The sequence below is a fragment of the Plantibacter sp. M259 genome (assembly GCF_006065115.1).
GTDB lineage: Bacteria > Actinomycetota > Actinomycetes > Actinomycetales > Microbacteriaceae > Plantibacter > Plantibacter auratus.
In genome coordinates this window covers 1,415,424-1,438,311 of sequence record NZ_CP040750.1, presented here as the reverse complement: position 1 = coordinate 1,438,311, position 22,888 = coordinate 1,415,424, and the positions used below count along the sequence as shown (strand labels likewise).

Sequence of the window (22,888 nt, the reverse complement as noted above, 5' to 3'; positions counted from 1 at the left end):
CGAAAGGACTCCAGTCATGCCTTCGCCGTTCCTGAACCGCAACACCGCACCCGGTGGTCGCAACCGCCGCCGTGCCGTCCTCAGTGGCATCGGCCTCCTCGCCGCCGCCGCGCTCACCGCCGGCTGCAGCACCGGTGGCGGGGCGCCACCGGTGGCGAGTACGCCGCCGCCCGAAGGACCTCAAGGCCGAGATCACCTACGGCGTCTGGGACCAGGCCCAGGTCGAGGCGATCGACGCCAACATCGAGGCCTTCAACAAGGTCTACCCCGATATCACCGTCAACGTGAACGTCACGCCCTGGGCCTCGTACTGGTCGAAGCTCCAGACGCAGGCCTCGAGCGACACCCTGCCCGACCTCTTCTGGTTGAACGGGCCGAACTTCCAGGTCTACGCGGCGAACGGCAAGATCGAGCCGATCACCGGCGCCGTGAAGGCGGGCGACATCGACCCGAAGAACTACCCCGAGGCACTGAACGAGCTGTACTCGCTCGACGACACCCAGTACGGCGTGCCGAAGGACTTCGACACCGTCGGTGTGTGGGTCAACACGGCGCTCTTCGAGCAGGCCGGCGTCGCGCTGCCCGCCGACGACTGGACCTGGGACGACTTCGACACCGCCGCGCAGACGATCTCGACGAACCTCAAGGACCAGGGCGTCTACGGTGCCGCCGGCGGCATGGACGGCCAGACCACCTACTACAACACGATCCTGCAGGCCGGCGGCGAGGTCATCAACGCCGACCAGACCGAGTCCGAGTACGACAGCCCCGAGGCCCAGGAAGGGCTCCAGTTCTGGACCGACCTCATCGCGAACGGCTCCTCGCCCAGCATGCAACAGCTGACGGACACGCCGGCCGACCAGTGGTTCACCTCGGGCAAGGTCGCCATGTACTGGGGCGGCAGCTGGCTGCGACCCCTCGTCGGTGAGTCGGACGTCGCCGCCACCACGCAGGCCTTCCCGCTGCCGACTGGCAAGGAGCAGGCGACGGTCATCCACGGCGTCTCGAACGTCGTCGCGGCGGCGAGCAAGAACAAGCAGGCCGCACAGGCGCTGCAGGTGTTCCTGGCGAGCGAGGAGGCCCAGCAGCAGCAGGGCGACCTCGGCGCCGTCATCCCCGCCTTCACCGGCACGCAGCAGTCCTTCGTCGACTCCTACCCGACGATGAACCTGCAGGTCTTCCTCGACGCCCTCGACTATGCCAAGCCGCTGCCGGTGTCGGAGAACACCGCAGCGTGGAACGCGCTCGAGGTCGAGCTCCTGCCCGACGCGTTCAGCGGCGACAAGCCCGTCGCCGACGTGGCGAAGGACATCGCGGAGCAGATGAACGCCGCGCTGGCCAAGAAGTGACCGGTCAGACCGTGCTGCGCACCCCGTCGGCGCCGCTCTCCTCACGGAGAGCGGCCCGGCGGGGTGCCGCCCGCGGCGACGGCGCGTGGCCGTGGGTCTTCGTCCTCCCGCTCCTCACCGGCATCGGCGTCTTCTTCATCTGGCCGATGATCCAGACCGCCTACTACTCGTTCACCGAGTGGGGCGTCTTCGGCGGGACCACCTTCACGGGCGTCGAGAACTACGTCCGGTTGTTCGCCGACCCGCGGCTCTACACCTCCCTCGGCAACACGCTGATCTACACGGCGGTGGTGCTCCTCGGCATCCCGATCGCCGTCTATCTCGCGAGCCTGTTGAACCTCCCGGGACTGCGGTTCGCGAGCTTCTACCGGGTCCTCTTCTTCCTGCCGTACGTCGCGATGCCGACCGCCGTGGCCATCGTCTGGCGCATCATCTTCAACGGCGACTTCGGCATCCTCAACTACACGCTGTCGCTCGTCGGCATCGACGGCCCCTACTGGATCAGTACGCCGGGCACCGCGATGTTCGCCGTGGCGATCGTCGGTCTCTGGTCGTCGCTCGGCTTCTCGATGATCATCCTGGCGTCCGGACTCAAGAACATCGCGCCGGAGCTGTACGAGGCGGCCGAACTCGACGGCGCCACCCGGTGGCGGCAGTTCCGCTCGATCACGGTGCCGCTGCTCACCCCGAGCATCTTCTTCGTCACGATCATCACGGTCATCTCGAGCTTCCAGCTCTTCGACCTGCTGTACGCGATCCTCGGCAGCACCAACCCGGTGCTCCCGAAGAGCATGTCGCTCGTCTATTTCTTCTACGACCAGGGCTTCGTCCAGAACGACAAGGGGTACGCGGCGGCGATCGCGATCGTGATCTTCCTGATCATCGGACTCGTGACGCTCCTCCAGTTCCGGCTCCAGAAACGATGGGTGAACAATGACTGAGCAACTCACGGCCACAGCACCGCTCACCACCCGTGCCGTCACCGTTCCGGGTTCGGGTCGTCCGTCCGCCGCGTCCGCGCGACGCCGCGAGGCCGGTCGCCCCGGCCAGCGTCGCGGGTCGCACGTCGTCGCCCACATCGTGCTCGGTGTCGGCGGCCTCATCATGGCGTTCCCGTTCATCTGGCAGATCATCATGTCGCTATCGACGAACGCGGAGGTGCAGAGCGTGGTCCCCACGTTCTGGCCGGCCGAACTGCAGTGGCAGAACTACGCCGCGGTGTTCGAGCGCCTCCCCTTCCTCGATCAGCTGCGCACGTCGATCGTCATCACCGTGATCAGGACGCTCGCGCAGATCGTCCTCTGCACGATGGCGGGGTACGCGTTCGCGCGGATGCGGTTCCGCGGACGCGCGGTGCTGCTCGCCGTGACGCTGTCGATCCTCATGGTGCCGTCGCAGGCGTACCTCATCTCGCAGTACCAGATCGTGCAGGGCTTCGGCTGGCTGAACACCACGCTCGGCATCGTCGCTCCGGGCCTGTTCAGCGCGTTCGGCACCTTCCTCATGCGGACGGCGTTCCTGAACCTGCCGACCGAGCTCGAGGAGGCGGCACGGATCGACGGCGCCGGGCCGTTCCAGATCTTCTGGAAGATCATGCTGCCGCTCGCGAGGCCCAGTATCAGCGTCCTGGCGATCACGACCGTGCTGTGGTCGTGGAACGAACTGCTCTGGCCGCTCGTGGTGTCCACCTACGCGAACTCGATGCCGCTCGCCGCCGGTCTCGCGACGCTCTCGAGTGACAAGACGACGGACTACCCGGTGATGATGGCGGCGTCGATCCTCGCGATGGCACCGGTACTCATCCTGTTCATCGTGCTCCAGCGCCGGGTGATCGACGGGCTGGCGTTCTCCGGGCTGAAGTAGCCCGCCACCCTCTGTCAAGCCAGTTTGAGCATGGCCGCAGTCGTGCGGGCTCGTAAGATGTCGCTGGGACAGCCGATGCGAATGGAGGAGACAGATGGCAGCACCTTTGACCTCGCTCGAGGTGCATGGATTTCGATCGATCGATTCACTGACGCTCGAGCTTTCCACGACAGTGACACTCCTCATCGGAGCGAACGGAGCTGGAAAGAGCAACATAATCGATGCTTTTGAGCTTTTGGGATACACCGTTGACAAGAAACTGGCGGCACATGTTCTTCGAAGCGGTGGATTCTCCCAGTTGGTGCACCGCTCGCCTGGCGGTACTGTCGCTGAGCGAATCGGCGTCAAAGTGTGGGGAGATTGGAACGGTTCGTATCGAAACGGATATGATTTAAGGTTGGAAACCGGACCAGACGATACAGCTTTGCTGACTGAGAATGCTTACACTCATGGTCAGGAGCATGACCGCCCCTATGAGGCACCTTTGGGATACGGCCGGGAGAGCCGACTATCGGAGGGTGTTGCAGACCACCTCGCAAATAGGTACTTGTTTGATGTGCTATCAGGTTGCCGTGTGTTCCACTTCGACGACACAAGCTCGGCCGCTCCACCGCTACGTCGGTCGCCCCTGAGTGACTCGGAGACGCTTCACAATGACGCGCGCAATCTAGGCTCAATTCTATTTGCTATGCAGGAGAATACTCCGCACTTGTATCAAAGAGTGGTCCGCTCAGTGCGCAATATCGCACCGTTTTTTGATGACTTTGTGCTGAGGCCTGATGGAGAAAGTGTGCTCTTACGATGGAGTGAACGAGGTTTGGATGGTGCCTTTTCGGGGGCGGCTTTGAGCTCAGGAACGCTGCGCTTCATCTGCCTCTCTGTCTTGCTGTTGCAGCCGCGTCCACCTGCCACGATAGTCCTCGATGAGCCAGAGCTGGGATTGCATCCTGCGGCGATCCACCAGCTCGCTGAACTCATGAGAACGGTGGGTCAGGGTCATCGGATAGTTGCGGCGACTCAGTCAGTGACTCTACTTGGTCAATTCTCCCTGGAGGAGGTAGCCGTCGTCGAACGTGCAAATGGTTCAACTGCGGTCACCCGACCGGATCGCGAACGACTTGCGGCCTGGCTCAACGATTACTCTGTCGGAGAACTCTGGGAGATGAATCTTCTAGGTGGTCGGCCCGCAGGAAGCACTCGCCGAGACGGGCAGCTGACGCGGTGACCGCCAATATCGCTATTCTAGTTGAAGGGCAGACCGAGGAGGCTTTTGTTAGTCGGGTGCTCCAGCCTTATCTCGGTTACGATGTCGCATACTTGACGCCTATTGTTGTGCACACCTCACGTTCGGCAAACGGAACTGCGTTCCGCGGGGGTGGTAAGTGGCGACATTACCACGATCATTTGCAGCGCCTGCTTGCTGAATCGCATTGGTCCTTGATCACCACACTTATTGATTACTACGGCTATCCGTCGGATGCGCCGACCTGTTCATGTCTAGGTGCACACGGCCAGCCAGCTTGTGTGGTCGATCGCGAGCGAAGTATCCGAGAGGCCTTTCATTACGATCATCGTTTCGCTCCCTTTCTCGCGCTTCACGAATTCGAGACGCTGATAATCGCTGCTGGAGGCGCCTCCTCGGAGGTGCTGGGAGACAAAGTTGCAGCGACAGAATTTCGACGGCTTATCGACGGTCATGGGGGCAATGCCGAATTGATCAACGATGGAGTGGCAACCGCTCCGTCAAAAAGGGTGCTGGCGGCGATTCCGGGGTACAGCAAGGTCCTGGATGGAGTGGCCATCCTTGAGGATCGACTAGACTCAGCCTTAGTCAATACTCCCCGCTTTAATGACTGGGTTTCGAGCCTGAGAGCGGCGGGCTCACCTTAGCTCTGGCCCTCTTCGTTGGCCGCGACTGCCGCACTCAGGCCTCGCCGGTGCTCCACCAGGAGGCGATCGGCGTCCCGTTCACGACGTGGTCGCCGATCGCCCTGGCCTTGAAGCGGGACGGGTTGTGCGAGGCGATCGTGCGGGCGTTCCGCCAGTGCCGGTCGAGCGCCCGGTGCGTCTCGACAGCGCTCGCGCCGCCCACGTCGAACAGGGCGGTCGCGGCGTCGAGCACGGCGGGCAGGATCACCAGCTGCGCGCGCGCCGTCGCGAGTTCGACGGCGGCGATCCGTTCCTGGACGAGATCCGGGTCGGCGCCGAGGATCGCCGCGCTCGAACGACCGAGTGCCGTCGTCGCGGCGGCCAGCGCGGCATCGGCGGCGAACGACTTCGCCGACAGCTCGCCGACGACCTCCTGCACGATCGGGTCGGCCTGGGCGGTCGACGCCGCACCGTGGCTGTACGTCCTGGTCCGCGCGCGGACGAACGCGCCGGCGTCGTCGACGATGGCGCGGCCGATACCCGTCACCGCCGCCAGCAGGACCAACTGGACGAACGCGCCGCCGTGCGAGGGGCGTTCCGGCTCGCGCCGGGTCACCGCCGAGGCGTCGACGGCGACCTCCGTGAAGACGGTGGTGCCGCTGCCCGTCAGTCGTTGTCCGAACCCGGTCCAGTCGTCGATGCGATCGACACCCGCGGCGTCCGTCTCCACGAGCACCGAGACGAACTCGCCGTCCTGTTCGGCGGCGACCCCGATGAGGTCGGCGAACAGGGTGCCCGTGCTGTAGAACTTGGTCCCGTTCAGCCGGAGACCGCCCGGCGTCTCGGTGAGCCGGGTGGCGAGCGAGCCCACCTTCGCGCTCGACCGCTCGTGGCTCGCGTTGCCGACGATGGCTCCGTCGGCCAGCCGGGCCAGGCGCGCCTCGCGGTCTGCTGACGCCGGCGCGTGCAGGGTGCGGTCGATGTAGGAGAAATGGGAGCGGAACAGTTGCGCGAGGTTCGGGTCGCGTCTGGCCAGCTCGGCGAGCAGTTCGAACAGTTCGCCGTGCGTGGCGTCCTCGCCGCCGTACCGTCGCGGGAGCGTCACGCGGGTGAAGCCCGCTGCACGCAGCGCCTCCACCTCGGCATACGGCAGCCGGCGCTCGCGCTCCCGCTCGACGGCGTCCCGCCCGAGCTCGTCGAAGAGCGGCCCGAAGCGCTGCGCCAGATCGCGGTCGATCGTCGCCGTCTCGCTCATGCCTGCTCTCCGTCCGCCGGAACGGGCTCGGTCTCGGGCCGTGCCCCTGGAGCCTGCCACTCGGGCAGGGTGCCATTGAGTTCGAACTGTCCGAGTGCCGCCGAACGCTGCACGGCGGGATTGTGGGAGGCGATCGTCCGGACGTTCCGCCAGTGTCGGTCCAGTGCGTGGGACCGGCCGACGGCTGAAGCCCCGCCGACCTCGAACAGGCGGCTGAGCGCGTCGAGGACGAGCGGAAGGACGACCTGTTGGACACGGAAGACGTCCAGCAGCGCGGACCGGGCGGCGTCGGGCTCGGTGGCCGCTCCCTCCAGGGTCCGAGCGGAGGCGAGGACGAGTGAGCGGGCCGTGTGCGCGACGCTGCTCAGCTGGCCCACGATCGACTGCACGAGCGGATCCTCCCGCGGCAGGTGCTCGCCCGCGTGGCCGACGGTCCGTCGCCTGGCGCGCACGTAGTCGACGGTGTCCTCGAGGGCACGTTGCGCGATGCCAGCCACGACACCGAGCAGGATGAGCTGTTGGAGGGCGCCCGTCCGGTGCCACCCCGCCGCGTCGCCGCTGTGGACGACGAGGTCGCGCGGGTCCACCGGTACGCGGTCGAACGTGGTCGTCCCGCTTCCGGTCAACGGTTGTCCGAAGCCGTCCCAATCGTCCACCGAGCGGGTGCCTGGATCGTGCGCGGAGACGGTCACCGCGACGCGGTCGGTCCCGTCGAGCGCGGACAGGTAGATCCAGTCGGCGTAGATGCTGCCGGTCGTGTAGTACTTCGTGCCGGTCACCGTGAGGAGCTCGCCGTCGCGGTCGAGGACGGTCTCGAGGTGCGCGGTCGCGTGCCGCTCCGACTGCGCGTTCCCGACGAGGTCGCCGGCGCTCAGGCGGGCGAACCAGTGCTCCCGATAGGCGGCGTCGGGCGAAGCGAGCAGCGCCTCGACGAACAGGATGTGTCCGCGCCAGACCTGCCCGAGGCTCGAGTCCGCCGCCGAGAGCGCGATGAGTCGCGCGAACAGCTGCTCGAGCGTGAGCCCGCCGCCGCCGGACGCGACCGGGACTCTGGCTGCGGCGAAGCCCAGGTGCTTGAGCTCGGCGACCTCGTCGAACAGGAGGCGCCGATCGGTCTCGCGCGACACGGCGCCGCCGCGGATGGAGGAGAGGAACGAGTCGAAGTCGTCGGCGCTCATCGGTGCAGCACCCGCTTCGCCAGCACGTTGCCGAGCAACTGGGCGAGCTGCACGAGCAGGACGAGCGTGACGACCACGAGCCCGACGACGATCCAGTCGAACCGCTGGTAACCGTAGGTCATGGCGAGGTCGCCGAGGCCGCCGCCACCGAGCACACCGGCCACGGCCGTCGCATCGACGAGGGCGACCAGGATGTACGTCAGTCCGAGGATGAGCGGGCCGAGCGCCTCGGGCACGACGATCGTGAACAGCACCCGCACGGGGCTCGCCCCCATGGCCGCGCCGGCCTCGATGGCACCCGGCGAGACGGCGACGAGGTTCGACTCGGAGACGCGCCCGATGGCGACGCTCGCGACGAGGATGAGCGGGATCGTCGCCGGAAGCGGTCCGAGGCCGGTGCCGAACACAAGCCTTGTGAGCGGGATGAGTGCGATCGCGACGATGAGGAAGGGCACCGGTCGGATGACGTTGATGATGAAGTTGAGGACGCCGAACACGACGCGGTTCTGCAGGAGGTTGCCGGGCCGGCTCGCATAGAGCAGGAGGCCCAGCAGGATCCCGATGACCGTCGCGACGGCGAAGGACACGGAGACCATGAGGCCGGTCTCCCCGATGGCCTTGAGGAGACGCGGGAAGAAAGCGTCGGGATCGAAGTCACGCATGGGTGTGCTCCTTCAGGGAGTCGGGGTCCGCGGTGAGCGGTTCATGCCCGGCGGCGATCGGTCCGTGTTGCCCCACGCCCGGTCCCTGAGCCCCCACGCCCGGTCCCTGAGCTTGTCGAAGGGCGGGCGCAGGGTCGATCGCGGTGACGGTCGCCGTGGCTCGGAGCCCCGCGATGGCGGCGTCGACGCGGTCGTCCGGGCCGAGCAGCTCGACCGTGAGACTGCCGAACAGTCGCCCCTGGAGTTCGTCGACGCCGCCGAACACGACGTTGAAGTCGATGTCGTTGTCGCGGGCGACCCGCGAGAGGAACGGGTGGTTGGTGTCGCGGTCCTCCACGTGCAGCTGGACGAGGCGCCCGTGGTGCACCGCTCGGATCTTCGCGAGCACCTCCTCGGAGGGGATGTGGTGGAGCACCGACGAGACGAAGCGTCGCGCGGTCGCGGTGCGTGGCGCCGAGAACACCTCGTACACACTGCCCTGCTCCACCACCTCGCCGTCCTCCATGACGGCGACCCGGTCGGCGAGTTCGCGGATGACGTCGATCTCGTGGGTGACGAGCAGGATCGTGACGCCGTACTCCTCGTTCACCCGCCGGAGGAGCTCGAGGACCTCGCCGGTCGTCTGCGGGTCGAGGGCGCTGGTCGCCTCGTCGGAGATGAGGATCTCGGGGCGGGTGGCGAGGGCGCGGGCGATGCCGACCCGCTGCTTCTGCCCGCCGGAGAGCTGCGACGGGTAGGCGAGGGCCTTGTCGCTCAGCCCGACGAACGCGAGCAGTTCTTCGACGCGGTCGAGGATCTCGGCGTCCGGCACCTTCGCGAGTTTGAGCGGGTAGGCGATGTTCTTGTAGACGGTCCGGGACTCCAGGAGGTTGAACTGCTGGAAGATCATGCCGATCCGCTGACGCGCGGCGTAGAGCGCCTGCCCGGCGAGCGCGGAGATCTCGAGGCCCTCGACGATCACCCGACCGCTCGTCGGCCGCTCGAGAGCGTTGACGGTGCGCAGGAGCGTCGACTTCCCGGCGCCGGAGTACCCGACGATGCCGAAGATCTCACCACGCTCGACCGTCAGGTCGACGTGCCGCAGCGCCTCGAAGGCACGGCCCTTCACCTCGAACGTCTTGCTGACGTCTTCGAAGACGATTGCTGTGTTCATCACCTGCTCCTCTCGCGGGAGGGCCGTCCGGGAGACCCCGGACGGCCACTGCGTGGTGGCGGCCGGTCATCGCGGGAGGCGATGACCGGCCACCGTCGTCCTACTCGGCTTCGGCTTGGAGCTCGGCGAGCTTGTCGCGGAGGTCCTTCACCGGCACCTTCACGAGGATCGAGTTCCCCGCGAACTCGTCGTCGAGGGCCTCGGCGACGCGCGGGTCGGCGTAGGTGTCCTCGAGGATCTTCCAGGCCGGGTTGTCCTTGTCCTCCTCGCGGGTGGCGATGACGTTGACGTAGGGCAGGTTCTTCTCGGAGAGCGAGTCGTCGAGGAAGAGTGCGTCGTCCTTCGTGATGCCCTGGCTCGGGTCGAAGTACGAGGTGCCGACGACGACGGCCGCGAGGGACGGGTCGTCGAACTGCTGCGGGATGCTCGTCGCCGGCAGTGGCACGAACTGGAGGTCCTTGTCGTTCGCGGTGACGTCCTCGACGGTCGGGAAGTTCCCCGCGTCCGCTGCGATCTCGATGAGTCCGGCCGCAGCCAGGATGTTCAGGGCACGGCCGCCATTGGACGGGTCGTCGGGGATCGCGATGCGCGCGCCGTCGGCGAGGTCATTGACGTCGGTGAGCGTCTTCGAGAAGATCCCCCACTGCGTGATGACGGTCGAGAACACCGGCGTCAGGTCGGCGTCGTTCTCCGCGTTGAAGGCCGAGAGGTAGAGGATGTGCTGGAAGGCGTTCGCGTCGACGGTGCCGGCGACGAGTTCGGTGTTGGGGAGGACCCAGTCCTTCACGTTCACCCACTCGACGTCGAGGCCCTTCTCGGCGGCGACCTCCTTCACGGCGTCCTGGAACTGCGTGTCCTCCGACACCGCGATCTTCACGCTGAGGCGTTCGGCGGGCGCGCCGGAACCGGTCGCCGCGTCGGCGGCACCGTTCTGGCCACCGACGACGACCGAGACGACGACGGCGATCGCGGCGACGGCCACCACCGCGACACCGCCGATCAGCAGGTTCCGACGCTTCCGCTTGCCGGAGGCGATCGACGCCCGCAATTCGCTCGGTTCTGGTCCCGTGTGCTCACTCATGATGGTCCTCGGCTCTGTCTGTGGGTGCACTGGTGCGTGCACGGAGCCAGTTTCCCGAGGCTCGCGGAGGGGCGCACGTTGCGTTACCGCGGACCGTCACCGTTCGAGATGAAACGTAAACGCGCTGCAAGGACGGGCGATCGTCCCTACACTGCGGCCCGTCGGCCGGCGCTCCGCACCTCCGGTCCCTGAGCTCCTTCTCCGGTCCCTGAGCTCCCACTCCGGTCCCTGAGCTCCCACTCCGGTCCCTGAGCTTGTCGAAGGGCGACGCGACTCCGTTCTCGGTCACCGAGCTTGTCGAGGCGTGTCTCTGGGGCACTTCGACAGGCTCAGTGACCGGGGCTGGGGCTCAGTGACCGGGTTCTTGCGCGCACCTCTTCCGGTCCCTGAGCTCCACTCCGGTCCCTGAGCTTGTCGAAGGGTGGGGTCAGGCGGGGTGGACGACGTTGCTCCGGCGGCGGGCGAGGCGTCGGCCCGCGAGCTGATCGAAGATCGGGCAGTCGGGTGAGGGGATCGGCGACCCGTGCTGGGTCGTTGCTCCGGCCAGGCGGGTCTGTTCCGGAGGAGAGGACGCCGCCCGCGCGTCGTACCCCTGGGTGAGCGTCGTGAAGATCGGGGACGCGGAGCGCGGCTGGCGCGCGGACGAGCTGGGCACGGGGTCCTCTTTGTGATCGACGGCGAGGGCTGCGCGAAGCACGGTCAGTACCACGCGACAGCGAGACTCATATTCTAGAACATGAATACTGAGTGTCGGCCCCGCGTCGGAGGTCGAGCGTCACCCGACGTCGTATCGCGCCAATGCATCGGCGTCCTGGGCGATCCGCGATGCCCGGCGGGCGGCGTCGAGCGCCTCGACCGGATCGTCGACCGCTGCCGCCTCCGCGAGCGCGAGCTGCCGCTGTGCCTCGGCGAGGCGCGTCCTCGCGTCGGCACCCACCCTCCCTCGGTGCGCGGAGATGACGTCGACGGCGACGCGGATGTTGCTGTCCGCGGTGAACAGTGCCCCGCGCATCGCCTCGCGTGCGTTGTCGAGGCGCTGCTGTGCGCTCCGGGCGGTCGCGAGGGCCGCGTCGAGATCGATGTCGGCGGCGCGAACCGCCTCCAGGCGTCGCATCGGATCGGGCAGGACGCGGTCACCGTCCGTGGACGTGGTCGACTCAGCCTCGAGCAGCGCGCGGTTGGCCCGCTCGACGGCGTCAGCGATCACGGTGGCCGTTTCCGGCCGCTCGACCTCCGCGCGGAGGGCTTCCGCTTCGGCGATCACCGTGCGGAGCTCCCGTCCAGCTGCGGCGAGTTCGGTCTCCGCTGCAGCGATGCCCGCGAGCGAACGCTCGACGGCGTCCAGCCGGTCCTCCGCCTGCTGCAGTTCGCGCCCCAGGGCGTGCAGGGCCGCAGCGGCCGGCTGGCCGGTGTCGATCCGATCCTTCGTCCTCGCCGCATCGTCCGTCGCCTGGTCGACCGTGTCCTGCGCAGTCCGGCGGAGCACCCGGGCATCCTCGACGGCGGTCGCCGCATAGCGATCGGCTGCGGAGGCGATCGCGAGGCCGGTGGTGGTGAGTCGTTCGCGCGCGCGGTCGATGCGTCGCTCGAGCTGGTCGAGGAGGTCGGGGGCCGAGCGCTCCGCTCCACGGCGTTCGTCGAAACCGCGCAATCGGGCGCTCAGGGTGCGCTCGACGTCCTCGCAGACGCTGATGATCCGCTCGTTCCAGGCGCGACGCTGCGCCTCCGTGTCGGCGATCTCGTCCTCGAGCGATTGGCGGAGCCGGAACGCCTCCCCGAGTGCCGAGCGCGCCGAGGCGACATCGGCCGCGTACCCTCGGGCGGCTTCGCGTCCGAACTCCGCTTCGGCGAATCCGACCTCGTCCTCGGCCTCGCGGACCGCGTCGTCGGTGCGGACGAGAGCGATGCCCGCGCGGCGGTGGAGGTCGTCGATGGAGGCGACGGGGGTCTTCGGATTGCGCCGACGCAGCAGGGTGACGAGCAACCAGACGATGATGCCGACGCCGCCGAACACGATCAGCGAGGGGAGCCACCACAGGTCGTCCATGGGGTCCAGTCTACGAACGCGGAACGGGGATCGGCTGGGAAGGACGTGGCGCCGGGCGTCGGTCGTCGACGGCGTTTCGACGCCTGTCGAGCTTCCTCGGGATCACGCTCGGCACGTCGGTCCGCGGGGCTACCCTGAACCCATGACCCGCCAGCAGCGCCTCGTGCTCACGATCGCGATCCTCTCCTCGTTCGTGGCGTTCCTCGACGGCTCGGTCGTGAACGTCGCGCTCCCTGCGATGACGAAGGAACTCGGCGGCGGCCTGATCGTGCAGCAGTGGGTGGTCGACGCCTACCTGATCACCCTCGGGTCGCTCATCCTGCTCGCGGGCTCGCTCTCCGACGCGTTCGGGCGCATCCGCATCCTCCGCATCGGGCTCATCGGATTCGGCGTCACCTCGATCCTGTGCGCGGTCGCGCCGACCGCCGAGGTGCTCATCATCGCGCGGCTGCTCCAGGGCGGCGCGGCTGCGCTGCTCGTGCCGAGTTCGCTCGCCATCATCATCTCGACGTTCAGCGGCGTCGCGCAGGGCAAGGCGATCGGCACCTGGACGGCATGGACGGGAGCCGCGGGCATCACCGGCCCGCTGCTCGGCGGCGTGCTCGTCGACACGCTGTCCTGGCGCCTCATCTTCGCGATCAACATCATCCCGATCCTCGTCACCCTGTGGCTCATGATGCGCACCGACCGCGTACCCGAGCCCGAACATCGCCCGCGTATCGACGTCGTCGGTGCGGTGCTCGGCGCCGTCGGGCTGGGTGGTCCCGTCTTCGCGCTCATCGAGCAGGAGCGCTACAGCTGGTCGAGCCCGATGCTGCTCGTGCCGCTCATCGGTGGTGTCGTGTCCTTCGTCGCGTTCCTCTGGTGGGAGCGTCGTCACCCCGACCCGATGCTGCCGCTGTCGCTCTTCCGCGTGCGCAACTTCGGCTACGGCAACATCGCGACCGTCTTCATCTACGGCGCCCTCTCGCTCGGGTTCTTCGCCATCGCGGTCTTCATCCAGCAGACGGCGGGCTTCAGCGCCACGCTGGCGGGCATCGCGACGCTGCCGCCGACGCTCGTCATGCTCGCGTTGTCGTCGTGGTTCGGCAAGCTGGCCGGCAAGCACGGACCGCGGCTGTTCATGACGGTCGGGCCGATCGTCGCCGGCGTCGGCTTCCTCCTGATGATGGGTGCGCAGCAGGATCTGAACTACTGGGTGCAGCTGTTCCCGGGCATCCTGCTCGTCGGTCTCGGCCTCGCGATCACGGTCGCGCCGCTCACCGCGGGCATCCTCGGATCGATCGACCCGGCCCATGCCGGCATCGGATCGGCGGTCAACAACGCGGTGTCGCGCGTGGCCGGCCTCGTGTCGATCGCCCTGGTCGGCATCATCGCCGGCGGTGCGCTCGGCGTCGACGGGTTCCCGCGGGTGGTCCTGGCGACCGCCGTGTTCATGTTCGTCGGCGGCGTGGTGTCGTTCGTCTGCATCCGGAATCCGCGGACCGCGACCGCGCCGGAGACGCCCACCTCGGCCCCGGCCTGACGACCTCGCCGGGCAGCGAGCCCTCGGTCAGCGCGGGTCGCCACCCGTGACGGCGGGCGCGGTGGTGGCCGCACCGATCACCGCGTGGAGCATCTCGTGGAGCTGGGTGAGGTGCTCGGCGTCCATCCGGAGCTCGTTCATGACCCGATGTGGGATGGCCTCCGCCTGGGTGCGGAGCTCACGGCCGGCGGTGGTGAGCGAGACGTCGAGGACGCGCTCGTCGAGTCGGCTGCGGTCGCGTCGGACGAGCCCGGCGGTCTCGAGGCGCTTGAGGAGCGGGGACAACGTCGCCGGCTCGAGCTGCAGCGCTCCGCCGAGGTCCTTGACCGAGCGCGGGCTGTGCTGCCAGAGCGCGAGCATCACGAGGTACTGCGGATGGGTGAGACCGAGCGGTTCGAGGATCGGCCGGTAGAGCGAGATGACGCTGCGCGACGCGACGGCGAGCGCGAAGCAGACCTGGTTCTCGAGCTGGAGCAGGTCGTCGGCCGTGGCGACGGTGGTTGATTCGTTGGCGGTCACGGTCCCATCGTACCCAAATGATTAGTACACTTATCAATATGAGCGAGAAACGATCCTTCCGGGAGTCCGTGCGCGAGGCCGGTGGTCTGTACGGCTGGGTGAACGGCCGCATGTGGAAGGTGCTCGGTCCGCCGCCCCTCGGTCCGTACAACGAGGAGCCGTTGCCGCCGGCCGCGCAGTCGGGGTGCCCGATCTGCGGCCACGCCATGTCGGAGCACATCGTCGACCGCACGACCGGCCCGCGTACGCAGCTGCACTGCCCGAAGGCGCCGGCCGCCTGAGGGCGATCTCCGTCCCAGGTGGCAGGACGTCATCCTCCAGGTGCATGCGGGGTTCCGCCACAGGTGCTGAACTGGTGATATGCCTCAGGTCAACATTTCTTCCACCTCGCCGGTCCCGTCCACCGGCGACGCCACCTCGCGTCGCTGGCACCTCATCGACGCCCTCCGCGGGTTCGCACTCGTCGGCATCCTCTTCGTCAACGTCCCCGACATCACCCGGCTCGGCAGCGACATCCCGTTCGACCAGCGACAGTCCACGCTCATGGACACCGTGCTCGAGTTCGCGGTGCAGACGCGGTTCGTCCCCATCTTCGCCTTCCTCTTCGGGCTGAGCGCGATGCTCGTGATCCAGGGCGCCCGCCGTCGCGGCACCGGCGCACTCGTCCCGATGCTGCTGCGTCTCGGAACGCTGCTCCTGATCGGTGTCGCGCACGGGTTCCTGTACCCGGGGGAGATCCTCCGCGAGTACGCGATCTGCGGGATCCTCATGCTCCCCCTCATGCTGTGGTTGCCGCGCTGGGCGCTGCTCGGGTCCGGCGTCGTGCTCACGATCGCCGCCTACGCGCTCACGGGCGGTGGGCTCGCGACCCTGCCCGGACTGTTCCTCGCCGGTGCGGGGGCGGCGGCGTACGGCTTGCCGAAGGTGCTCGACGCCGGCGGGCGGCCCGTGTGGGTCACCTTCCTCGTGGCGACGACCCTCGCCGTCCCGGCCATCGTCTGGCAGACCACCGAGCCCGGCGACCCGCGGTTCACGACCGCCGGTGGCATCGCGGGCGGGATCCTCGCCGTCGTGTACGTCACCGGATTCGCGCTGCTCTGGCAGACACCGGTGCGTCGAGTCCTCGCAGCCGTCTTCGAACCCCTCGGCCGCATGGCGCTCACCAACTACCTCGCCGCGAGCGCCGTGTTCGCGGTCGTCGGGCTGGTCGTCCCCTTCCGGGAGATCGACGACCTGGCCGCGGTGAGCGTCGGGGCGCTCGCGCTCATCGCGGTGCAGTCGGTGCTCAGCCGGGTCTGGCTGCGGCACTTCCGCTACGGGCCGGTCGAGTGGGTCTGGCGGATGGCCACCTGGCGTCGCGCCGTCCCGCTGCGGGGTGCTGCGCTGCCGGCCGCCTGAGCACTGAGTCGCCCGGAACTGCACGATTTCGGCTCGGATTCGTGCAGATCCGGGCCACTCAGCGGGGCGGGAGTGAGGCGGCGGCGACCGCGACCGTGTCCGCTGGTTCGCGTCCGAGCAGGGTCCGGAGGTCGTCACCCGCGCCGTCGAGGAATCCGTGCCGGACACCGGTGAAGATCGACATGAGCATGGCGGGCTGGAACGGCTTGAGCGGTGCGTCGGCCAGCATTGTCCGCTGCTCGGCGAGGGAGACGGTGTGGAGTGGGACGGCCAGCCGATCGGCCACCTGCGCGGCCGTGATCGGTTCGCCGACCAGGTCGTAGCTGCGACCGACGTGCTCCGACGGGGACTCCGCGACGACGGCCGCGGCCTCGGCGAGGTCGGCTCGTGCGACGGCGGCGAGCGCCCCGTCGCCGAACGCCGAACCGAGCGCGTCGCCCGACCACACCAGGAGCGACCCGAACAGCTCGGCGTACAGGCCGTTCCGCAGGATCGTCCAGGACAGGCTGCTGTGCTGCAGCCGACGCTCGGTCCACCGGTGCGCGAGCGCGAACGCGAGGTGGTCTCCGGCCGAGATGAGGCTCGTGTACACGACGTGCTGTACCCCGTCCCGCTCGGCCGCGGCGATCGCCGTCTCGTGTCGGGCGATCACGACGTCGTCTTCGGCTTCACCAGCCGACACGAGGACGAGCGTGTCGACCCCGACGAAAGAGACGGTGTCGGGGTCGTCGAAGTCGATCCGTCGCGCGCCGCCCTGTCCGCTGCGGTTGCTCGCGAGCGGTGCGGCCCCACGGGCGGTGAGTGCATCGAGGATCGCGCCGCCGAGTTGGCCGGTGGTTCCGGTGACGAGGATCATTTCAGGGCCTTTCGGTGTTCGGACTGATGACTCGGACGAGTCTGCGTCCCCTGTTCCGGCCCCACAAGAAGGCACTTCCATGTCACTCACGCACACCGCGGTAACCGCCGACCTCGAACCCTGCGGTAAGGAGGACCACCCGGACTGCGGTATCCGGGACGTCCTCGACCGCATCGGCGACACCTGGTCGGTCCTCGTCGTCGTCGAGCTCGCGTCGGGCGACCGCCGGTTCCGAGAGCTCCAGCGCGCGATCGACGGGATCTCCCAGCGCATGCTGACGCTGACCCTCCGCCGGCTCGAACGCGACGGCCTCGTCGACCGGACCGTGTACCCGACGGTGCCCGCGCAGGTGTCCTACGCCCTCACCTCGTCCGGCGCGGGGCTCTCCCACCTGATCAAGACGCTCGCCGACTGGTCGCTCGAGCAGCGGCCGGCGATTGCGGCGTCGCGTTCGGCTTACGACGCCGCCCACCCGGGGCATGCCATCCGGTGAGCACTGTCGCGTGAAGCCCGCGCGGAGTAGCGTCGGCGCATGGAGCATCCGATCGTGCACGAACCCGACGATCCGTTCGTCGAACGCGTCAGGCGGATCTGCCTCGCCTATCCGGAGGCCGTCGAGACGTTCGGCCACGGACGCCCGCGGTTCAAGGCAGGCAAGCGGGTGTTCGTGACCGTCGGGTCGGAGATGCGCATCCCGCACAGCATCACCTTCACGCCGGCCGAGGAGGAGCGCGGCGCCTGGCTCGAGGATGAGCGGTTCTGGTCGCCGAAGTACGACGGCCCGTCGGGCAAGCTCGCATTCGACGCCGGTCTCGACGGCGACGACGGCCGCACGCTCGACGACGTCGACTGGACGCTCATCGCCGAACTCATCGACACCTCGTACCGGCAGGTCGCCCTGCAGCGCCAGCGCCGGGCGCTCGACGCGCGCTGACTCGGGATAGGCCCGGTCTCGGCCGCATCGCGAAGGGGTCGTGCCAGACTGACGACCGGGGGAGCGTCATCGAGACGCATCGGAAGTGGGGAGCCATGAGCGACGGGGGCGCAGCCGGGACATCGCCTGAGCGCGATGACGCCGAGGCGAGCGCCGCCGGATCCGTCGTCGCGACATCGACTGTGGCGACCTCGCCGGACCCCGACGATGCGTCCAGCGATCCGCGGGATCCCGCCCGCCGGTCGCCCCGAGTCGCGTTCCTGACCGCCTATCTCATCCGCTCCCTCGACCTCGCCGTCGCGGCCGTCTTGACCGTCGCCGTCGGGGGCGTCATCACCACGCTCTTCAGGATCGTCGGCACCGCCATGTCCGTCGATCAGTCGACCGGGTCGTACGGCCCGGACGCACCGATCGTGCTCGGCGGGCCGTCGGCGGCGGAGCTCTGGTACCAGACGGTCGGCTCGCTCGGCGGGTGGATCCTCGTCGCCGTGGGCGTCATGCTCGTGATCGTCCAACCGGTGATGGAGGTCGTCCGTCGGGCGACCCCCTCGCGTGGGCTCGCCTACCTGGGTGGCCTCGCGGCGGTCGTGGTCGCCGGGATCGGCTTCGGTGTCCTCGTGATCTTCGGGATCTCGCCATGGACGTGGCTGGGCGCCAACCTCGGATCAGCGCTCGCCTTCCTCGTCTTCGGGCTCATCGCCTACGGCATCCCCGTGCTGATCGTCGCCGCCCTCATCATGCTCCTCACGTTCGTCATCGGCCGGCGACGGGTGCGGGTCGTGACCGCAGTGCTCGCCGGACTCGTCGTCGTCGCCGTCATCGTTACGTCGACCGGCGCGTTCCGCCCGCCGCCCGCGCGGGAGGTTGCCGCAGCGCAACGCTCAGAAGCCGTAGACGGATTCACCCGCGCGCTCGCCGACATCGACGGGATCGCCGACATCGAGGTCGTCGGTCACGGCGCGACGGTGACCATGTCGCTCGATGCCGGCGTCGGGCAGGTGCTCGGCGCGGCCGACGCGGCGAAGCGAGCCGGAGAGGACCTCGAGGGGATCGCGATCGTCGTCATCCAGCGGGAGGCCGACCCGACCTCGCTCGCCCAGCAACAGGACCCACCACGGGGGCCGTGGCGGGTGCAGCTCGTGCCGAGCGATCAGAGCATCGACGAGATCGCCGACGAACTGCAGCGGCTGATGCTGACGGAGCGGCTGCAGGTGTCGATCGCCGTCACGGAGGGGGCACCGCTCATCACGGTCTTCTCCATGGACACCCTTCCCGCTGCGGTCCGGGAACTCCGCGGGATCTACCCGGACGGCGCGCACTACCGTGTGCCGGAACGCTTCTCCATGCCGGACGACCCGGCCGAGCTGAGCGTGCCGATGGTCGACGCCATCCTCGCCGTCGTCGAGGCCTACCCCGGCGTCGAGATCGAGGTGACGACGCAACCGAAGCTCTGGATCACCGACGTGACGCCTGAGCAGGGTGCCGCGATCGTCGCCATCCTGCAGGACCCGGCGCTCGCCGGAACGAGCCCGTCCGGATATCCGGTCGGCTACTCGATCAACACCTCCGGGACCGACCAGGACCTCGAGGGCACCTTCGGTTGAGCCCCTGCCGGTAGCGTGAGGGGATGACCGCCGCTCAGCCCTCCCGCCTCCAGTTCGGTGCCTTCGTGATGGACACCGGTTCCCACATGCAGCACGGCCTGTGGCGCCACCCGGACGCGAAGCAGCACACCTTCGACGACGTGAACCTCTGGGTCGACCTCGCGAAGACGCTCGAGCGTGGTCGGTTCGACACGATCTTCTTCGCCGACGTCGTCGGGGTCTACGGCGGTGCGGGGGCGTCCTTCGACGTGAACGCACGTGAGGGCATGCAGCTGCCGAGCAACGACCCGTCGATGCTGCTGTCGGCGTTGGCGATCAGCACCGAGCACCTGGGCCTCGCGTTCACCTCGTCGATCCTGCAGGAGCACCCGTTCACCTTCGCCCGGAAGATCTCGACGATCGACCACGCGTCCGGCGGTCGGGTCGGCTGGAACATCGTCACGAGCTTCCTCGAGAACGCGGCGCGCAACTACGGGCTCGACCGCCTCGTCGAGCACGACGAGCGGTACGCCTGGGCCGAGGAGTACGTGGCGGTCGTCGGCAAGCTCTGGGAGGGTTCGTGGGACGACGGCGCACTCCTCGCCGACAAGGCCAGCGGCGTCTTCGCCGACCCGACCAAGGTGCACCGCATCGACCACGTCGGCGAACGGTACCGCGTGGAGGGCCCGCACCTGTCGTCGCCGTCGCCACAGCGCTCACCGCTCCTGTTCCAGGCAGGGTCGTCCGGCGCGGGGAAGGCGTTCGCCGCGAACTACGCTGAGGTGCAGTTCATGATGGCGCCGAGCATCGAGGCGGCGCGGGCGTCTGCGGAGTCCACGCGCGCGCTCGTCGCCGAGACCGGCCGCGACCCACGCGACGTGAAGTTCTGGCAGGCGATGTCGTTCATCGTGGGCAGCACCGAGGAGGAGGCGAAGCGCATCGAGGCCGAGTACGACGAGTACCTGTCGGCCGACGCGTTCCTCGCGCACTCGAACCTCGGCACCGACCAGGCGACCGGGAAGCCGATCGACCCGGACACCCCGCTGAAGGACGTCGAGACCCAGGGTGGCCACAGCATGCTCGAGGCGCTCAAGGCCCTCTCGCCGGACCGTGAACCGACCGTGCGCGACCTCGCGAAGCTCACTGCGAAACTGCGGGGTCGCGTCGTCGGCACGCCGGAGCAGATCGCCGACCACCTGGCCGAGTGGCGCGCGGCCGGGATCGACGGGATCAACGTCGCCAACTGGATGATCCCGCACTCCTACGAGGTCTTCGTCGACGAGGTCATGCCGGTCCTGCAGGAGCGCGGGCTCGCCCAGCGCGAGTACGCGCCGGGCACGCTCCGCGAGAAGCTCTTCGGTGCGGAGCCCACCCTCCCGGAGACGCACCCGCTGCGCGCCTACCGCGGAGCCTTCGCCGGTCGCTGACCCCCCGCGCGGCAGCAGGACATCCGCCCGAGAACAGGACGTTTCCCGTTGAAACGTCCTGCTCTCGGGCGGATGTCCTGCCCTCGTGCCGCGGGCTGCCGGCAGGTGGTCTCCGGTGTGACGTCCCGGTCCCCGACCATCGAGTGACCTCCTCCGGTCCCTGAGCTTGTCGAAGGGGTCGTCCGGTGGGGCTGCCCTTCGACAAGCTCAGGGACCGGAGAGGCTGCGGTTCAGGGACCGCGTATGGCTCAGGGACCGGCTGTGTTCTGGGGTTGCATGCCGTCTGGCTCCCGCGGCCTCACCGCGCTACCCGCGGCGGTCGGTGGCATGCGCCTGGGGTGCCAGGTATGGTGGCCCGCACGGAACCGAGGGAGGCTCAGATGACCACAGCTACCACGATCGCTTCTCCGCGTAGGGGGCCGATGCCCGCTGGTGAGGCTCGACGCATCGTCGCCTCGGGGCCATCTCGGTCTTCGGGTCGCTTCCGTCGCTGGCGTCGACGCACCTGCTCGACGCCCCGGCGCTCCTCATCATCGGGCCCCTCGGTCTCATCATCGCTGTGGTTGTCGTCTCCAGGAGCGCGCGACAGGCCCGCGTGCCGGCTGACTGGCTCGACGGTGGAGTCGTCGCCCTGCGGATCCTCGGTGCGGTCGCGCTCGTCGCCGGGGTGGTGATGTTCCTCGTCGGGCTCTTCACATCGCCTGAATGGGCTCTGGCGTACTGGCTGTTCGTGCCGGCGTCAGCGGGAATCGGTGTCTGGCTCTACCTGGCTGGAGCATCACGGCTCCGACTGGACGTCGTGTCGTCCGCCGCCGGGTCCGCTCACTGACACGCGCCGCCCGGCAGCAGGACATCCGCCCGAGAACCGGACGTTTCGACGCGGAATGTCCTGCCCTCGTGCCGCGGCGGGCTACTCCGGCTTGGCCGTTCCGACGGCCCAGACGAAGGGCGGCGGGGTGCCGTTGATGGACCAGTCGCCGACGATGCGCGTCTTGTAGATCACGGGGTTGTGCGACGCGACCGTGCGGGCGTTGCGCCAGTGGCGGTCGAGGGCGCTCGCGCGACTGACGGCCGAGGCGCCGAGTGTGTTGAAGAGCAGCGTCGCGGCGCGCGGCACCAGCTCAGAGAGCACCACCTGCGCCTGGGCGGAACGGATCTCGGCCTCGATGTTCGCCTGCAGGTCGTCCGCGGAATCGCGGTCGGCAGCGGTCTCCGACGCCCGCTCGATGGCCGCGGCGACCCCGAGGACGGTCTGCTTCGCGACGAACGCGATCGACGAGATCTCGCCGACGACCGCCTGGATCTGCCCGTCGTCCTTCACGAGCGGCGCGAGACCGTGCGTGTAGACGCGGGTGCGCGCACGGATCTGCTCCCCGGCGTCGCGCTCGACCGCCGCCGCGATCCCCGCGTGCACGGCGATGAGCACGTGCTGGTAGAGCGCGGTCTGGTAGCGGAACCGGTCGGTGAAGGGGTGCAGCTGGTCGGCGTCGACGACGGCATCCTCGAACACGATCGTCCCCGTGCCGGTGAGCTGCTGTCCGAAGCCGTCCCAGTCGTCGGCGATCGTCACGCCCAGCTGGTTCGTGCGCACGAGCACGGTGACCTCGGTGTCGGGCTGGCCCTCGACCACGAGGCGTGCGGTGGCGTCCGTCCAATCGGCGTAGATGCTGCCCGTCGTGTAGAACTTGCGGCCGTTCACGAGGTAGCGGCCGTCGCGCTCGGTGACGACCGTTCCGGAGACGCCGAGCGCGCCTGAGCCGACCTCGCTCCACGCGTTGCCGACGATCTCACCGGCGACGAACCGCTCGAGCCAGGCGGTGCGTCGGTCGCTCGGGGCCGCGACCAGCTGGTCCTCGACGAGGGCGATGTGCCCACGGAAGATCTGCGGAAGGTTGGAGTCGGCTGCGGCCAGCTCGATGAGGAGCTCGGTGAACTCCGGGAAGGTGAGGCCCGAACCACCGAACTCGGTGGGGACCCGGAGCGCGCCGAAGCCGGCGGCGGCGAGCTTCCGTACCTCCTCGCGCGGGAGCCGGTGCTCGAGTTCACGCTCCACGGTGCCAGCCTGGATCTCGGCGAACAGCGGCAGGAGCAGCTCCCGGGCGGCCGCGAAGCCGACCGGACGGGCGGTGGTGGAGGTGAGGGTCATGGTGGAGTCCGTTCCTGGGTGGGCCCTTCGACAAGCTCAGGGA

General features: G+C 68.5%; 23 protein-coding genes. 13 read left to right on the top strand and 10 right to left on the bottom strand.

Features of this window, described 5'->3' with window-relative positions:
* The first annotated feature begins 53 nt into the window (after nt 1-53).
* The 5 genes from FGL15_RS06560 (at nt 54) to FGL15_RS06540 (ending at nt 5,102) form a co-directional block, all read left to right on the top strand.
* Complete coding sequence (locus FGL15_RS06560) at nt 54-1,349, top strand: sugar ABC transporter substrate-binding protein (protein ID WP_138945430.1); 1,296 nt, start codon at nt 54-56, stop codon at nt 1,347-1,349.
* Nucleotides 1,350-1,360: 11 nt separating this feature from the next.
* The gene (locus tag FGL15_RS06555) at nt 1,361-2,290 is read left to right on the top strand and encodes a carbohydrate ABC transporter permease (RefSeq protein WP_240773819.1); all 930 of its coding nucleotides are present in this window, start codon (nt 1,361-1,363) and stop codon (nt 2,288-2,290) included.
* Complete coding sequence (locus FGL15_RS06550) at nt 2,283-3,212, top strand: carbohydrate ABC transporter permease (RefSeq protein ID WP_079706486.1); 930 nt, start codon at nt 2,283-2,285, stop codon at nt 3,210-3,212. Before FGL15_RS06555 ends, FGL15_RS06550 begins: the two co-directional genes overlap by 8 nt.
* A 94-nt stretch (nt 3,213-3,306) precedes the next feature.
* The gene (locus tag FGL15_RS06545; RefSeq protein ID WP_138945429.1) at nt 3,307-4,437 is read left to right on the top strand and encodes an AAA family ATPase; all 1,131 of its coding nucleotides are present in this window, start codon (nt 3,307-3,309) and stop codon (nt 4,435-4,437) included.
* Nucleotides 4,434-5,102, top strand: coding sequence for a DUF4276 family protein (locus FGL15_RS06540; protein WP_168223340.1), 669 nt, complete (start codon nt 4,434-4,436; stop codon nt 5,100-5,102). The genes FGL15_RS06545 and FGL15_RS06540 overlap by 4 nt, the downstream gene beginning before the upstream one ends.
* 34 nt (nt 5,103-5,136) lie before the next feature.
* On the opposite strand, the gene FGL15_RS06535 is transcribed toward FGL15_RS06540, so the two are convergent.
* The 7 genes from FGL15_RS06535 to FGL15_RS06505 all read right to left on the bottom strand — a co-directional run bounded on the left by FGL15_RS06535 (nt 5,137) and on the right by FGL15_RS06505 (nt 12,457).
* Entirely contained in the window at nt 5,137-6,336 is a 1,200-nt protein-coding gene (locus FGL15_RS06535) for an acyl-CoA dehydrogenase family protein (protein ID WP_138945427.1), read from the bottom strand.
* The gene (locus FGL15_RS06530; RefSeq protein ID WP_138945426.1) at nt 6,333-7,514 is read right to left on the bottom strand and encodes a hypothetical protein; all 1,182 of its coding nucleotides are present in this window, start codon (nt 7,512-7,514) and stop codon (nt 6,333-6,335) included. Before FGL15_RS06530 ends, FGL15_RS06535 begins: the two co-directional genes overlap by 4 nt.
* Nucleotides 7,511-8,176 carry a methionine ABC transporter permease gene (locus FGL15_RS06525; RefSeq protein ID WP_071260563.1) on the bottom strand — a complete coding sequence of 222 codons (666 nt, stop codon included), beginning with the start codon at nt 8,174-8,176 and terminating at the stop codon, nt 7,511-7,513. The genes FGL15_RS06530 and FGL15_RS06525 overlap by 4 nt, the downstream gene beginning before the upstream one ends.
* Nucleotides 8,169-9,329: a methionine ABC transporter ATP-binding protein gene (locus FGL15_RS06520; protein WP_138945425.1), complete on the bottom strand. Its 1,161-nt coding sequence runs from the start codon at nt 9,327-9,329 to the stop codon at nt 8,169-8,171. The genes FGL15_RS06525 and FGL15_RS06520 overlap by 8 nt, the downstream gene beginning before the upstream one ends.
* Before the next feature lie 100 nt (nt 9,330-9,429).
* A complete protein-coding gene (locus tag FGL15_RS06515) occupies nt 9,430-10,410 on the bottom strand; it encodes a MetQ/NlpA family ABC transporter substrate-binding protein (RefSeq protein WP_138945424.1) in 981 nt (326 codons plus the stop codon).
* 427 nt (nt 10,411-10,837) lie between these two features.
* Nucleotides 10,838-11,065, bottom strand: a complete 228-nt coding sequence (locus tag FGL15_RS06510; protein WP_138945423.1) for a hypothetical protein — start codon at nt 11,063-11,065, stop codon at nt 10,838-10,840.
* A 120-nt stretch (nt 11,066-11,185) separates the two neighbouring features.
* On the bottom strand, nt 11,186-12,457 hold the full coding sequence (locus tag FGL15_RS06505) for a hypothetical protein (RefSeq protein WP_138945422.1): 1,272 nt from the start codon (nt 12,455-12,457) through the stop codon (nt 11,186-11,188).
* Between the two features lie 142 nt (nt 12,458-12,599).
* Between FGL15_RS06505 and FGL15_RS06500 the strand changes: the two genes are divergently transcribed.
* A complete protein-coding gene (locus tag FGL15_RS06500) occupies nt 12,600-13,982 on the top strand; it encodes an MFS transporter (RefSeq protein ID WP_138945421.1) in 1,383 nt (460 codons plus the stop codon).
* A gap of 27 nt (nt 13,983-14,009) precedes the next feature.
* Here the strand turns inward: FGL15_RS06500 and FGL15_RS06495 are convergent, their stop codons facing one another.
* Nucleotides 14,010-14,501, bottom strand: a complete 492-nt coding sequence (locus tag FGL15_RS06495) for a MarR family winged helix-turn-helix transcriptional regulator (RefSeq protein ID WP_138945420.1) — start codon at nt 14,499-14,501, stop codon at nt 14,010-14,012.
* A gap of 38 nt (nt 14,502-14,539) precedes the next feature.
* On the opposite strand from FGL15_RS06495, the gene FGL15_RS06490 reads away from it, so the two are divergent.
* Complete coding sequence (locus FGL15_RS06490; protein WP_064296841.1) at nt 14,540-14,782, top strand: hypothetical protein; 243 nt, start codon at nt 14,540-14,542, stop codon at nt 14,780-14,782.
* Nucleotides 14,783-14,861: 79 nt separating this feature from the next.
* Nucleotides 14,862-15,899, top strand: coding sequence for a DUF418 domain-containing protein (locus FGL15_RS06485; protein ID WP_138945419.1), 1,038 nt, complete (start codon nt 14,862-14,864; stop codon nt 15,897-15,899).
* 58 nt (nt 15,900-15,957) lie between these two features.
* On the opposite strand, the gene FGL15_RS06480 is transcribed toward FGL15_RS06485, so the two are convergent.
* Nucleotides 15,958-16,755 carry an NAD(P)H-binding protein gene (locus FGL15_RS06480; RefSeq protein WP_138945418.1) on the bottom strand — a complete coding sequence of 266 codons (798 nt, stop codon included), beginning with the start codon at nt 16,753-16,755 and terminating at the stop codon, nt 15,958-15,960.
* A 79-nt stretch (nt 16,756-16,834) separates the two neighbouring features.
* Between FGL15_RS06480 and FGL15_RS06475 the strand changes: the two genes are divergently transcribed.
* From FGL15_RS06475 to FGL15_RS06455, 5 genes are all read left to right on the top strand, one after another.
* Complete coding sequence (locus tag FGL15_RS06475; protein ID WP_138945417.1) at nt 16,835-17,248, top strand: helix-turn-helix domain-containing protein; 414 nt, start codon at nt 16,835-16,837, stop codon at nt 17,246-17,248.
* A 39-nt stretch (nt 17,249-17,287) separates the two neighbouring features.
* The gene (locus tag FGL15_RS06470) at nt 17,288-17,689 is read left to right on the top strand and encodes an MmcQ/YjbR family DNA-binding protein (RefSeq protein ID WP_138945416.1); all 402 of its coding nucleotides are present in this window, start codon (nt 17,288-17,290) and stop codon (nt 17,687-17,689) included.
* A 95-nt stretch (nt 17,690-17,784) separates the two neighbouring features.
* On the top strand, nt 17,785-19,293 hold the full coding sequence (locus FGL15_RS06465; RefSeq protein WP_138945415.1) for a hypothetical protein: 1,509 nt from the start codon (nt 17,785-17,787) through the stop codon (nt 19,291-19,293).
* 23 nt (nt 19,294-19,316) lie between these two features.
* Nucleotides 19,317-20,699, top strand: coding sequence for an LLM class flavin-dependent oxidoreductase (locus FGL15_RS06460; RefSeq protein ID WP_138945414.1), 1,383 nt, complete (start codon nt 19,317-19,319; stop codon nt 20,697-20,699).
* Between the two features lie 595 nt (nt 20,700-21,294).
* Nucleotides 21,295-21,528: a hypothetical protein gene (locus FGL15_RS06455; protein WP_138945413.1), complete on the top strand. Its 234-nt coding sequence runs from the start codon at nt 21,295-21,297 to the stop codon at nt 21,526-21,528.
* Between the two features lie 81 nt (nt 21,529-21,609).
* On the opposite strand, the gene FGL15_RS06450 is transcribed toward FGL15_RS06455, so the two are convergent.
* Complete coding sequence (locus FGL15_RS06450; RefSeq protein WP_138945412.1) at nt 21,610-22,845, bottom strand: acyl-CoA dehydrogenase family protein; 1,236 nt, start codon at nt 22,843-22,845, stop codon at nt 21,610-21,612.
* Nucleotides 22,846-22,888 lie beyond the last annotated feature (43 nt).